This window comes from Brevundimonas diminuta 3F5N (genome assembly GCF_900163625.1).
GTDB lineage: Bacteria > Pseudomonadota > Alphaproteobacteria > Caulobacterales > Caulobacteraceae > Brevundimonas > Brevundimonas diminuta_A.
On sequence record NZ_FUIE01000017.1, the window covers coordinates 1 to 12,534 of the forward strand.

Genomic DNA, 12,534 nt, shown 5'->3' on the forward strand with positions numbered 1-12,534 from the left:
CCGGCGAGTGGCAGGCGCCGGTGGCCGGCGTCGAGTTGCACAGGCCGTTCGGACCCGAGACAGCGCGCACCGTGCCGATGTCGCCCGAGCGGTAGCCGCCTTCGAGTTCCATGCGCCAGTTCGGGTTGAAACGGTAGCCGAGGCGAGCGAACGCCGCCCAGCCGTCGTTGACTTCCCAGTTCCAGTGGTGGCCGGTCGCCGACGCTTCCGTGTTGATGTCGTCGATGATGTGGTAGCCGGCGTCGATCGCGCCGTACCAGCCATCGGGCTCAGCCGAAGCAGCGCCGGCTGCGAACAGCCCCGCAGCAGCGACACTGGCCAGAAGTTTCAGCTTCATGGTGTCCTCACACTCTTAGTTGATCCGAAAGCCCATGCGATACCGCGAAGGCGCTCGAAAGCCGAACGATATTGCAGTGCAGCGGTTCCCAATCTGGGCGTTGATTGTGTTCACTGTGGCGCCATTTCAACATAAATTTCGATCGTGCGCGCCTGCACTTCATAGTTGAGCATCGGTTCTCAATAGGTTTACGGCGGCCGCCGGTCCAGAAACGACCTCGCTTACGCCGCCATCAGCGCCCGGACATAATCGTCGCGCCAACGAGCGACATCCGTGTCGCGCACGACCTTCATCAAGGCCTTCCATTTCCGTATCCGTTCCGGCCGCGGCATGGTCAGGGCCTTCTGGATCGCCTCCGACAACTCCTCGCGGCTGAAGGGATTGACCAACAGCGCCTCCCCCATCTGTTCCGCCGCGCCGGCGAAGCGCGACAGGATGAGCACGCCGGGGTCTTCCGGATCCTGCGCCGCGACATATTCCTTGGCCACCAGGTTCATGCCATCGCGCAGCGGCGTGACCAGACCCACCTTCGCCGCGCGATAGATTCCCGCCAGCTGGTCACGGCGGAAGGTGCGGTTCAGATAGCGGATCGGCTGCCAGTCCATGTCGGCATAGGCGCCGTTGACCCGCCCCGCCAGGGCTTCCAGCCGCACCCGCATGTCCTGGTAGGTATCCACTTCGTCTCGCGAAATCGGCGTGACCTGCAACAGGAAGACCTCGCTTCGCAGTTCGGGATTGTCCTCCAGGAATTGCTCATAGCCGAGCAGGCGCTGCTCCAGACCCTTGGAGTAATCCAACCGATCGACGCCGACGATCATGGAGCGGAAGGCCGCCGAGGCCGACATCCGATCATAGGTCCGTCGCCCCAGCGGCGAGTTCCGCGCCGCCAGAAAGCCGTCCACGTCGATGCCGATGGGGAATGCTCCCGTCTGGACGCTGCGGCCAAAGGCCTCGACCCGGCCGTCGGCCTGCACCCTGCCCCCCGCCTCGACCTCGACATAGCGCTGGAACAGGCCCAGCCACTCGCGGGTCTGGAAGCCCAGCAGGTCGAAATCGAACATGGATTCCACCAGCCGCCGGTGATGCGGCAGCGTCACCAGCAGCTGTCGCGCGGGCCAGGGCGTGTGCAGGAAGAAGCCGATGCGGTTCTTCACCCCCAGCCGCCGCAGGTCCCGCGCCATGGGGATCATGTGATAGTCGTGGATCCAGATGACGTCGTCGGGCTGGAGCAACGGTTGCAACACCTCGGCGAACCGGCGGTTGGTGCGCTCATAACCCTCGCCATAGGACCGCTCATAAGCTGTCAGATCGACGCGGTGATGGAACAGCGGCCACAGCGTCTTGTTGGCGTAGCCGTTGTAATATTCGTCGACGTCCTGAGGCTCCAGATCGACGGTGGCGACGGTGACGCCGGCGCGGTCCTCGATGTTCAGTTCGCCGGTGAAGTGCTCGACCGTCTCGCCGGACCAGCCGAACCACAGGCCTTCATATTTTCGCAGCGCCGCTGACAAGGCCATAGCCAGGCCGCCGACCGAGCCTGAAGCCGGGTCCTTGGGCGCCGAGACGCGGTTGGAGACAACGATCAGGCGGCTCATCGCGCATCCGTCCACGATCGACTGAGCAGGACCGCGCAGTTGATGATGCCGACCAGGGAATAGGTCTGGGGGTAGTTGCCCCACAGTTCGCCGTCCTGGATCGAGATGTCTTCGCTGAGCAGGCCTGCATGGGTCCGGCGGCTGAGCATCTCCTCGAAGATCACCCGCGCCTCTTCGGTGCGGCCGTTCAGGTGCAGGGCCTCGATGTACCAGAAGGTGCAGAAGTTGAAGGCCGTCTCCGGCTCGCCGAAGTCGTCGGCGTGGATGTAGCGGAACAGATAGGGGCCGCGCTTCAGATCGCGCTCGACCGCCTCGAAGGTCTTCACCTGGCGCGGGTCGCGGGCGTCGAGGAAGCCCAGGTCCGTCATCTGCAGCAAGGCTGCGTCCAGCTCCGTCCCGCCGAAACTGGCGGCGAAGCGACCCTCGTCCGGCAGATAGGCCTCGGCCTCGATGCGCTCGCGGATGATGCGGGCGCGCTCGCGCCAGAACTCGCAGCGATCATCCAGGCCCAGATGATGCGCCGCCTTGGCCAGGCGGTCGCAGGCCGCCCAGCACATGACCGAAGAATAGGTGTGCACCCGCGCGATGGTGCGAAACTCCCACAAGCCGGCGTCGACCTGATCGTGCAGGGCGAAGGCGCGGTCGCCGACGGTCTCCAGGGCGCGGAAGTCCTCGATCGTGCCGGGCCGCAGCAGACGCTGGTCGAAGAAGGCCTGAACCAGCGGCAGGACGATCTGGCCATAGACGTCGTGCTGCAGATGCTCGTGCGCCTGATTGCCGACCCGCACCGGCTTCATGCCGCGATAGCCTTCGACGCTGTCGACGATGCGCTCGACGATGGCGGGCTCCAGCCCCACGCCATAGACCGGCTGGACATGCCCGCCCGCTGCGTCATCGACGAGGTTGCGCAGATAGCCGAGATAGCTCTCCAGAATGTCCACCGCGCCCAGCCGGTTCAGCGCCCGCACCGTATAATAGGCGTCGCGAATCCAGCAGTAGCGATAGTCCCAGTTGCGCCCGCTCTCGGGGAACTCGGGCACCGAGGTCGTCATGGCGGCGACGATGGCGCCCGTCTCTTCATAGACGCAAAGCTTCAGGGTGATGGCGGCGCGGATCACCGCCTCCTGCCAGTCCAGCGGCAGATAGAGGGTGCGGGTCCAGTGCTTCCAGTGGACGATCGTCTGATCCAGCGCCGCATTGACGCCCGCCAGGACCGACTGATCATAGCCTTCGTCCGGGCCGAGGAAGAAGGCCATCTCCTCTTCCAGGCGGAAGGTGCGTTCGTTCAGCACATGGCTGACCGGGCAATTGGTGGTCAGGCGCAGGGTCACGTCGCTGCACAGATAACGGATGTGGTTGGAGCCCGAGGTGCGTTCCGCCGCCCGTGCGCCCCAATCCGCCGACGGGCGAAGGCGCATGGTGACGCGCGGCGCGCCTGACAGGGGCCGCACCACGCGCGCGAAGGCGATCGGCCGATAGATGCGCGCGTGCTTCAGATGCCGCGGGCAAAAGTCCAGTATCTCGACCGCCCCGCCGTCCCCGGCCCTCAGCACGGTGCGCAGGACGGCGGTGTTGCGGACATAGGCCTGCTCGACCGCGACCAGCCCCTCAAGCTCCACCGCCCAGAAGCCGTGTTCCGGCGAGGCTCCGTCCATCAGGGCCGAAAAAACGGGATCGCCGTCGATGCGCGGAGCGCAGGCCCAGACGAACCGCCCCTGCCGATCGACCAGGGCGCTGACCGAACAATTGCCGATGGGGGCCAGATCCAGGTTAGACGTCATGCGCGCGCCTCCTTCTCCTCTGTGACGGCCGAGGCCAGACCGCCGAGCCAGTCGAGCACCGCCTCCACGTTTTCGAGCCGATAGCGGGCCGCCGTCGACCGCTCAGGCCCGACCAAGACGCCGAAGCCGCCCAGAGCTTCCGCCGCCCGGAACCCCGCCTCGTCGGTCAGGTCGTCGCCGACCATGACGGGCGCAGCGCCGGCGAAGGGCGCCTCGGCCATGAAGGCTGCGACGGCCGTGCCCTTGTCGGCGCCGGGCGTCTTGAGCTCCAGCACCATCGACCCCGGCTGAAGCGCCAGGCCGGTTTCGTCCGCCAGGGCGGTCGCCAGGGCCAGCGCCGCATCGGCCTGGCTCGGCGCCTGCCTGAAATGCAGGCCCGCCGACAGGCCCTTGTCCTCGACCAGCACGCCGGGCCGGGCCTCGGCGAAGTCGTGGAAGGCGGCCAGCGCCGTTTTCACCGAAGGCGCAGGGACGCGGGCGCTCAGCACGCCGTCGGCGCGACGATGTTCCAGCCCATGCACGCCCGAGGCCGCGCGCGCCGCTCCGTCGACGATGCGATCGATTTCGGCCAGGGTGCGGCCGCTGACCACCGCGACCCGGCCGCCGAGGGCCTGGGTCAGTCGCTCAAGCGTGCGGGTGCGACGCGGTTCCGGCCCCACGGCGTCCGGCGTCGGCGCCAGCGGAGCCAGAACCCCGTCCAGATCAAGGAAAAGCGCCGCTCCGCTCAGGCGTTTCGGCGGCGCAGGCAGTGCGGGGCGCGCAAACCCCTGTGCAAAAGACATGCGTTTCAAGGTGCTTTCTGTGCTTGGAACATATGGCAACGCATGACGCCCATAATGGTTGTCGCTATTCATCGTTCATTCACCTGCGGCGACGCCATTGTGCCGAACTCTCGAATGAGGCATTTGCCACTGCGCTACGAAGAGCCGCAGAAGCGGCCCCGGCGCCTGGAGCCGTCATGACTGCTTTTTCCGTTCCTTCCTCTCCCGAACAACTCGCGGCCATGTCTGACCGAGCGCGCGAAGTCGTGCGTCTGAACATAGAAGCTCTGGAAGCGCTGGAACGTTCGCTGGATTCCTCGATCGCGCGGGCAGCCGACATCATCCTGTCGCGCCCCGGCTATGTCGTGGTGACCGGCATGGGCAAGTCAGGCCACATCGGCGGCAAGATCGCCGCCACCCTGGCCTCGACGGGAACCAACTCCTTCTTCGTCCATCCGGCCGAGATGAGCCACGGCGACCTGGGGATGCTGCGCCCCGACACCACCCTGCTGGCGCTGTCCAACTCGGGCGAAAGCCGCGAACTGCGCGATCCGCTGATCTTCTGCGCGCGCAACGACATTCCGGTGATCGGCATCACCCAGCGACCCCAGAGCTTCCTCGGCCGCCATTCCGCCGTCTGCCTGACCATGCCCAAGGTGGCCGAGGCCTGCCCCAACGGCCTGGCGCCGACGACCTCGACGCTGATGTCCCTGGCCATGGGCGACGCCCTGTCCATGGTGCTGATGGATCGACGCGGCTTCACGCGGGAAGATTTCGGCCTGCATCACCCCGGCGGCGCCCTGGGGATGAGCCTGCAGACCGTGCGCGAATGGATGGGCGACAACGCCGCCGCCCCGGCCAGCGTGCCGCTGGACGCCGACTTCGGCGTCGTGGTCTCGGCGATCACTGAAGGCCGCAAGGGAGCGGTCGCCGTCCTGGCCGCCGACGGCGCCCTGGCCGGCATCATCACGGACGGCGACGTGCGCCGCGCCTTCTCTCACGATATCTCAGTCCTGCGCGCCGAAGACATCATGAGCCGCAGCCCGATCACGGTCGATCCCGAGGCGCGCATGAGCGACGTTGTCGATCTGCTGACGGCCAACAAGATCAGCAATCTGTTCGTGCTCGAGGATCGTCGCCCGGTCGCCATCATCCACATCGCCGAGTTGATGCAGGCGGGCTACGTTTCCTGATGATCGAGGACGTCCTCTTCGACGCCAGCCGGTTGCTCAGCCGGACCGAGCGTAGCGCCCCGACCGGCGTGGACCGGGTCTGTCTCGCCTATGCCGAATGGCTGATCGAGCACCCGACCTATCGGATGACGCCCGTACGGGCGCGCAAGGACCAACTGGCGCGTGTCGATAACGACTGGTTCCGCGAACGGCTCGCCGAGCTGCGGACGCGCTGGACGGGTCCCGGCGCCGTGACCGAACTCGGCCCCGAGGCCCGCAAGCTGTTCGACGCCCTGCGCTCACCAGACGACGGCGCCTCGATCATAGGGCACGCGCCCGAAGAACAGGCGCCGCCCAAGACCAAGCCGAAGCGGATCTGGAAGCAGTACTTCAGGTCACGCCGCATCGCCGCCCCCCCGTCGGCGCGCGCCTATATAAATGTCGGGCATACGAGCCTGAACACGCCCGATATTCTTACCTCCCTGGCCGACGGCGGTATTGAGCGGATCATCATGGTCCATGACCTGATCCCCGTGACCCACCCCGAGTTCTGCCGCCCCGGCGACGGGCTGAAGCATGTGCGGCGGATGACCAACGTGTTGCGCCACGCCTCGCGGGTCATCGTCAACTCCCACTATACGGCTGAAGAACTAAAGAGCTTCGCCGACCGGTCGAACATCGCCGCCCCGCCGATCGAAGTCGCGCACCTGGGGCTGGAACGCACCTTCGACAGCCGCACGACGATTGCACCCGCCCGCCCCTACTTCCTGCACGTCGGCACGATCGAGGCGCGAAAAAACCTGGCCTTCCTGCTGACCGTCTGGCGCCGGTTGCAAGAAACCATGGGAGCCGAAACACCCCGCCTGGTCCTGGTCGGCCGTTACGGATGGGAAAACGAGGCCGTGCTGGACCACCTGCAACGCTCGCCCAACCTGCGCGGCCTCGTGCACCAGGCCGAAAACCTGCCCGACTGCGCCCTTTCGGCTCTGATGCGGGGCGCTCGCGCCATGGTCGCGCCGTCATCGGTCGAAGGCTTCGACCTGCCCGCCGTCGAGGCCAGCGCCATGGGCGTGCCGCTCATCGCCTCCGACATCGCCGCTCACCGCGAACTGGTGCCGCACGCCCGTCTCATCGATCCGCTGGACGGCCTGGGATGGCTGGCCGCGCTTGAGGACTGGACCCGAAACCCGCCCGTCGCGCCTCCCTATTCCGCACCCAACTGGGACCAGCATTTCGATGTCGTCCAACAACGGGTGCTGTCTTCCTCTGGCGGCGCGGCTGTCTCGGAGGTAAGCATCTGATGGAACTGAACCGAGGCCCCATGTCCAGAACCGCCGCCAGCCTGCTCATCGTCGCTCTTCTGGCGGGGTGCTCGACCCTGCCCCGCGACGGGCCGTCCGGCCGCAACGTGGTTCAAGGTTCGTCTACTCCGGAACGGGCGGGCGACTACGCGCTCGTCGATCTGGATTTCGCGCTGAGCGAGCGGTTGAAGGCGGCCCCTCCGCCGTCCTTCTCGAGCTTGGCGCTCGCCTCCAGCGAAGCGCCTACGGACGTGATCGGCGTCGGCGACACGCTTGCCGTCAGCATCTTCGAGCCGGGCGGCAGCCTGTTCGGCGGCGGCTCCTCCCGAGACAGCGCCAGCACCGGCAACCAGACCCTGCCGCCGCTAATGGTCAACCGCAACGGCGCCGTCCCGATTCCCTTCGCGGGTGACGTGCCCGTGCAGGGCCTGACGCCGACACAGGCCTCCGCAGCCGTGCGTCGCGCCCTGATCGGCAAGGTCGCCAACCCGCAGGTGATCGTCACCATCGCCGGCAACGCCTCTAACGCCGTCACCGTGCTGGGCGACGTTCGCAACCCCGGCCGCCAGCCCCTGGCGGCCAACAGCGACCGAATCCTGGACGTCATCGCCGCCGCCGGCGGTCCGTCGCGCTCGCTTCACGACATAGACGTGCGCATCCAGCGCGACGGCAAGGTCTATACGGCCCCGATGTCCATCGTCACGACCGAGTTCAACGAGAACGTGCGCCTGCAGCGCGGCGATCAGGTCAACCTGGTCTACAAGCCCCGCCGCTTCAGCTCCTTCGGCGCCTTCAACGCCGTGGCGCGCAGCGAGCTACCGCCCGGTCCGCTGACCCTGGCCGAGGCGCTTAGCGGCGTCGGCGGGCTGGATTCCAACATCGCCAACGCCCGCTCTGTGCTGGTCTTCCGCTTCGAACGTCCGGAAGTGGCCCAGGCGCTGGGCATCCAGCAGCCCGCCACCTCGCGCGGGGTGCCGGTGGTCTATCGCCTGAACCTGAACGAGGGCGAAGGTTTTTTCATCGCCAGCAACTTCCAGATGCAGTCAGACGACCTCATCTACACGCCGCGCGCGGGCGCGGCCGAAATGCGCAAATTCTTCGAAGTGGTCCAGAGCATCACCCGCGTCGTCTATGACGTCTCGGTCACCAGCACGCTGAACCTCAACTAGGCCGCCATGCTGGAACGCTTCAGCCGCGCCCTGTTCGGCTCTCCTGACAAGGGCGCGGCCGAAGAGCGCGCGCTGGTCGTGCCGGCGATTGGTCATGAAGCCCTGCTGGCTCAGGTTGCGGCCGTCGAAGCTGTCGCCGCCGAGATCTACGCCCGCCATGACCTGCCTGATCAGGCGGGTCAGTACCGCCGCCGAGGTGAGACGGGAGCGTGGGAACTGCTCGCTGGTGAGATGACACCGGCGGAGAAATGGGCCCTTATTCAGTCCACGCCTGCGGATTCAGGTTGGCGCTTCGCCTCGCTGGCAGGCGTCGGAGCCCGCTCGCCGGTCGCTGAAGTGCGACAGGCCTCCGCCATTCTGGCCGCCTGTCAGGGCCTGCGTCAGCGCCTAGCGGAACAGGCGCCCATATCGGCCCAGGACCTGGCCGACGCCATCCGCCTGGGCGCCGCGTGGCGACGGCTGACGACACCCGAAGCCATGGCCGACGATGAGGTCGAGCCGTTGCGCTTCCTGCCTGGCGAGAGCGAGATCTAGCCGCCCGCCTGCCCCGTAACCTGGGCCAGCAGTTCGAGCGAGCGCACGCGGGCGGCCGGATCCCAGATCTGACTGGTCAGCATCAGCTCATCCGCCCCGGTCTGAGCGATGAAGGCGTCGAGGGCGGCCTGGGCCGTCGCGGGCGCGCCCACCGCCGAACAGGCCAGGGCGGCGTCGATCATGCCGCGCGCCGCGCCGTCCAGCCGTTCATAATAGCCCTCGACCGGCGGCGGCAGCTTGCCGGGACGGCCCGTTCTCAGGTTGACGAAGGCCTGCTGGACCGAGCTGAACAACAGGCGCGCCGCCTCGTCCGTCTCGGCCACAAAGGCGTTGTAGCCCAGCATGACGTAGGGCTTTTCCAGATGCGGCGACGCACGGAAGGTCTGTCGATAGATGTCGAGGGCCCGCATCATCTCGCCCGGCGCGAAATGGCTGGCGAAGGCGTAGGGCAGGCCCAGGTGCGCCGCCAGCTGAGCGCCGTAGGTCGAGGAGCCCAGGATCCAGACCGGCACGGCCTGCCCCTCGCCCGGATTGGCGATGATGCGCTGATCCGGCGTGGCGGGCGCAAACCACTGCATCAACTCCATCACGTCCTGAGGGAAGGCGTCGTGGTCGCCCTGAAGCGTGCGGCGCAGCGCCCGCGCCGTCGCCTGATCCGATCCCGGCGCGCGGCCAAGGCCGAGGTCGATCCGGCCGGGATGGAGCGCGTTCAGCGTGCCGAACTGTTCGGCGATGACCAGGGGGGCGTGGTTGGGCAGCATGACCCCGCCGGCGCCGACGCGGATGCTCTTCGTCGCCGCCGCCACTGCGCCGATGACGACCGAAGTCGCGGCGCTGGCGATGCCCGGCATATTGTGATGCTCGGCGAGCCAGAAACGATTATAGCCCAGCCGATCGGCATGGCGGGCCAGGTCGATGGTGTTGGCGAGCGCCTGGCCCACGTCGGAGCCTTCCGGCACGGGGGCGAGGTCGAGAATGGACAAAGGGATCATCCGACCGATATGGGGCCGCTTTGCAGCGACGCCATACCGGCCGTGACGATCAATCGTCTAGCGCAGACGCTTATTGACCAGCGGGGCAGTCGCCGATGCGCTCAGCCGTCATGGTGACCTTGGTCTGGGCCATCTGCGGCGTCGGGGCCGGGTCCATCTTGGTCGTGACCTCGGTGACGTAGCGGCTGTTGAAATCGCCGGTCACGCGGATGGTGGAGTCCGCCTTCATATTGCCCGGCAGGGTGCACGACGAGGCGGCCACCATGGCGTCGCCCTGACGCGCGAAAGGCTGGGTCGTACAGTCGGCGCCCGGCTGCTGGGCGCTGGCAGGGGCCTCAAGCTTGGCTTCCTTGATGCAGACCTCCTGCGCCGGGACAGAAGCGCCGCCCGGCATGCCTTCCATGGCCGTGGACACGCGCCACAGGCCCGGCTTGGGCGCATCGAGCGTCGCCGGCGCAGCGGCTGTCGAGGCGGTCTCAGCCCCTTCCGCCGGCGTTTCAGCCTTGTTGTTGTTTCCGCAGGCCGACAGACCCAGCAGGCAGGCGACGGCGACGCCGCCGATGATCACTGAACGCATGGAGCGCTCCCCTCTCGTTAAGAACCGAGGGGAGAACGCCGGTCTGGCTTAACGGTTCACGCGGACGTGAGATTCAGTCGAGGATGACGCCCGTGGTGCGCATGATCTCGGCGCGCAGCTCGGGCAGGCCGAAGCCCTTTTCCGACGAGGTGACGGCGACATGCGGATAGGCGGCCGGGCGTTTGGAGATGGCCTTCAGCGTCTCCGCCTGAACCTTCTCGGCCTCGCCCTTCTTCAGCTTGTCGGCCTTGGTCAGGACGATCTGATAGCTGACGGCGGCCAGATCGAGGGCCTTCAGCGCCTCATCGTCCACCTTCTTCAGCCCGTGGCGGGCGTCGATCAGCAGATAGACACGCTTCAGCGTCACCCGGCCGCGCAGATAGTCGCGACCCAGATCCTGGAACTTCTTGACCGTGGTCTTGGACGCCTTGGCCCAGCCGTAGCCGGGCAGGTCGACCAGGCGCATCCGGCCGTCCAGGTCGAAGAAGTTGACCTCGCGCGTGCGGCCCGGCTCGTTCGAGGCGCGGGCCAGCTTGTGCATCCCGACCAAGCCGTTGATCAGGCTGGACTTGCCGACGTTGGAACGGCCGGCGAAGGCGATCTCGGGCAGGTCCGGGGTCGGCAGCTGCTCGATCTTGGCGCAGCCCAGGACGAAGCTGGCCTGGCGCGCGAACAGGACGCGCGCCGCCTCGATCTCGGCGTCCGAGTATTCTCCGACCTTGGGCTCGTCAGAAGCGTCCAAATGATCAGGCCTTCTTGAAACGGGCGAGGAAGCTGTCGATCGGGTTCTCGGCCTTGAAGCGATGCATGATCACATACTGCTGGATGATCGACAGCACGTTGTTCCACGCCCAGTAGATCAGCAGGCCGGCCGCGAACGGAGCCATGATGAAGGTGAAGACGATCGGCATCAGCTGGAAGATCTGACGCTGCATCGGATCCTGCGCCGGCGGGTTCATCGCCATCTGCAGCCACATGGTGAAGCCATAGACCAGCGGCAGAACGCCCAGGTGCAGCGGGCCGTTCAGGATGCCGCCCAGCAACGGCAGGGTCGCCGGATCCCACGGAATGGCGCCGAACAGGTTCCAGATCGTCGAAGGGTCGCGCGCCGACAGGTCGCGTATCCAGCCGAAGAAGGGCGCGTGACGCATTTCGATGGTGACGAACAGCACCTTGTACAGGGCGTAGAAGACCGGGATCTGCACCACCATCGGCAGGCAGCCCGCCAGCGGATTGATCTTCTCCCGCTGATAGAGGGCCATCATTTCCTGCTGCTGCTTCTGCGGCTCGGCCCCGTGCTTCTTCTTGATCTCCTCCATCTTGGGCTGGAGGTTCCGCATCTTCGACAGGCTCTCGTAGGACTTGTTGGCCAGCGGGAAGAGGATCAGCTTGACCACCACCGTCAGCGCCAGGATGGCCAGACCGAAGTTGCCCAGGACGCCGTAGAAGAACTCCACCACGGTGAAGATCGGGCGCGTCAGGAACCAGAACATGCCCCAGTCGATAGCGTAGACGAAGCGCGGCAGGCCCAGCGACTGCTCATAGGTCTTCAGCACCTCGGCGCGCTTGGCGCCGGCGAACAGACGCTGCGTCTCCTCGATCTGACGGCCCGGCTGGATGGTGTGGGTGGCGCCCAGCATGGCGGCTTCGTGGATGTTCATCCCCTGCGCGTCGCGCACCGAGAAGCGGCCTTCGATGGTCTCGTCCTGGGTGGGGATCAGGGCCGCCAGCCAGTATTTGTCGGTGATGCCCAGCCAGCCGCCGGTCGATTGATTCTCGATGCGCGGCTTCTTGGCCCAGTCCTTGTACTTGACCTGTTCGGTCGAATAGCTGTCGCCGTCGCCGAAGGTGCCGATGGCGCCTTCGTGCAGGATCATCTGCTTGCCCAGATCGACCGGAACGCCCTGGCGCTCGACGCGGCCGTAGGGCGCGATGGCGATGGCCTGGGTTCCCAGGTTGGCGACCGTATCCTTGACCGTGAACATATACTGGTCGTCGATCGAGACGACGCGGGTGAAGCGCAGACCCGAGCCGTTGTCCCAGGTCAGTTCGACCGGGGTGGTCGGCGTCAGGGTCGAACCGTTGGTCAAGCGCCAGACGGTGTTAGGGCCGGGCACGCCGCCGGTGACGTTCGGGCCGCTCCAACCGAACTGGGCGAAATAGGCGTGCTCCATGCCCTGCGGGCGGAACAGCTCGACCGGCGGCGAATTCTTGTCCAGCGTTTCCTTGTAGTTCGTCAGGTACAGGTCGTCGATGCGCGCGCCCTGCAGCGACAGCGAACCCTTCAGGGTCGGGGTCTGGATCGGCACCCGCGC

General features: G+C 66.6%; 12 protein-coding genes. 4 read left to right on the forward strand and 8 right to left on the reverse strand.

The genetic code is table 11. The features are described from left to right. From FM111_RS03135 to otsB, 4 genes are all read right to left on the reverse strand, one after another. On the reverse strand, window positions 1–337 hold a 337-nt coding region (locus FM111_RS03135), incomplete at its 3' end, for an outer membrane beta-barrel protein (protein ID WP_143276037.1). Between the two features lie 221 nt (window positions 338–558). Further along, entirely contained in the window at window positions 559–1,932 is a 1,374-nt protein-coding gene (locus FM111_RS03140) for an alpha,alpha-trehalose-phosphate synthase (UDP-forming) (RefSeq protein ID WP_087139281.1), read from the reverse strand. After that, entirely contained in the window at window positions 1,929–3,713 is a 1,785-nt protein-coding gene (locus tag FM111_RS03145) for a glycoside hydrolase family 15 protein (RefSeq protein WP_087139282.1), read from the reverse strand. The genes FM111_RS03140 and FM111_RS03145 overlap by 4 nt, the downstream gene beginning before the upstream one ends. Then, window positions 3,710–4,495 (reverse strand): trehalose-phosphatase, encoded by a 786-nt coding sequence (gene otsB, locus FM111_RS03150; protein ID WP_087139283.1) that lies wholly within the window; start codon window positions 4,493–4,495, stop codon window positions 3,710–3,712. Before otsB ends, FM111_RS03145 begins: the two co-directional genes overlap by 4 nt. Before the next feature lie 176 nt (window positions 4,496–4,671). Between otsB and FM111_RS03155 the strand changes: the two genes are divergently transcribed. From FM111_RS03155 to FM111_RS03170, 4 genes are read left to right on the forward strand one after another with little or no spacing between them, the layout of a single operon-like run. Continuing rightward, the gene (locus FM111_RS03155; RefSeq protein ID WP_087139284.1) at window positions 4,672–5,667 is read left to right on the forward strand and encodes a KpsF/GutQ family sugar-phosphate isomerase; all 996 of its coding nucleotides are present in this window, start codon (window positions 4,672–4,674) and stop codon (window positions 5,665–5,667) included. Next, complete coding sequence (locus tag FM111_RS03160) at window positions 5,667–6,947, forward strand: glycosyltransferase family 4 protein (RefSeq protein WP_087139285.1); 1,281 nt, start codon at window positions 5,667–5,669, stop codon at window positions 6,945–6,947. Before FM111_RS03155 ends, FM111_RS03160 begins: the two co-directional genes overlap by 1 nt. Window positions 6,948–6,967: 20 nt before the next feature. Continuing rightward, on the forward strand, window positions 6,968–8,116 hold the full coding sequence (locus FM111_RS03165; protein WP_087139290.1) for a polysaccharide biosynthesis/export family protein: 1,149 nt from the start codon (window positions 6,968–6,970) through the stop codon (window positions 8,114–8,116). Between the two features lie 6 nt (window positions 8,117–8,122). Next, a complete protein-coding gene (locus FM111_RS03170; protein ID WP_087139286.1) occupies window positions 8,123–8,650 on the forward strand; it encodes a hypothetical protein in 528 nt (175 codons plus the stop codon). Here FM111_RS03170 and FM111_RS03175 read toward each other — a convergent pair. The 4 genes from FM111_RS03175 to yidC form a co-directional block, all read right to left on the reverse strand. Beyond that, a complete protein-coding gene (locus FM111_RS03175; RefSeq protein ID WP_087139287.1) occupies window positions 8,647–9,642 on the reverse strand; it encodes an LLM class flavin-dependent oxidoreductase in 996 nt (331 codons plus the stop codon). The two genes, FM111_RS03170 and FM111_RS03175, sit on opposite strands and share 4 nt — an antisense overlap. A gap of 70 nt (window positions 9,643–9,712) precedes the next feature. After that, window positions 9,713–10,219, reverse strand: a complete 507-nt coding sequence (locus tag FM111_RS03180; RefSeq protein WP_087139288.1) for a DUF3617 domain-containing protein — start codon at window positions 10,217–10,219, stop codon at window positions 9,713–9,715. Window positions 10,220–10,292: 73 nt separating this feature from the next. Then, window positions 10,293–10,961 carry a ribosome biogenesis GTP-binding protein YihA/YsxC gene (yihA, locus tag FM111_RS03185; RefSeq protein WP_087139289.1) on the reverse strand — a complete coding sequence of 223 codons (669 nt, stop codon included), beginning with the start codon at window positions 10,959–10,961 and terminating at the stop codon, window positions 10,293–10,295. Window positions 10,962–10,965: 4 nt separating this feature from the next. Continuing rightward, a partial coding sequence (gene yidC, locus FM111_RS03190) for a membrane protein insertase YidC (protein WP_087139291.1) occupies window positions 10,966–12,534 on the reverse strand: 1,569 nt, incomplete at its 5' end.

Bases quoted from the DNA above. Each gene is read 5' to 3' on its own strand.
- FM111_RS03175 (WP_087139287.1), bottom strand. From the start codon at position 9,642: ATGATCCCTTTGTCCATTCTCGACCTCGCCCCCGTGCCGGAAGGCTCC.
- FM111_RS03180 (WP_087139288.1), bottom strand. From the start codon at position 10,219: ATGCGTTCAGTGATCATCGGCGGCGTCGCCGTCGCCTGCCTGCTGGGT.
- FM111_RS03155 (WP_087139284.1), top strand. From the start codon at position 4,672: ATGACTGCTTTTTCCGTTCCTTCCTCTCCCGAACAACTCGCGGCCATG.
- FM111_RS03170 (WP_087139286.1), top strand. From the start codon at position 8,123: ATGCTGGAACGCTTCAGCCGCGCCCTGTTCGGCTCTCCTGACAAGGGC.
- FM111_RS03140 (WP_087139281.1), bottom strand. From the start codon at position 1,932: ATGAGCCGCCTGATCGTTGTCTCCAACCGCGTCTCGGCGCCCAAGGAC.
- FM111_RS03160 (WP_087139285.1), top strand. From the start codon at position 5,667: ATGATCGAGGACGTCCTCTTCGACGCCAGCCGGTTGCTCAGCCGGACC.
- FM111_RS03165 (WP_087139290.1), top strand. From the start codon at position 6,968: ATGTCCAGAACCGCCGCCAGCCTGCTCATCGTCGCTCTTCTGGCGGGG.
- otsB (WP_087139283.1), bottom strand. From the start codon at position 4,495: ATGTCTTTTGCACAGGGGTTTGCGCGCCCCGCACTGCCTGCGCCGCCG.
- FM111_RS03145 (WP_087139282.1), bottom strand. From the start codon at position 3,713: ATGACGTCTAACCTGGATCTGGCCCCCATCGGCAATTGTTCGGTCAGC.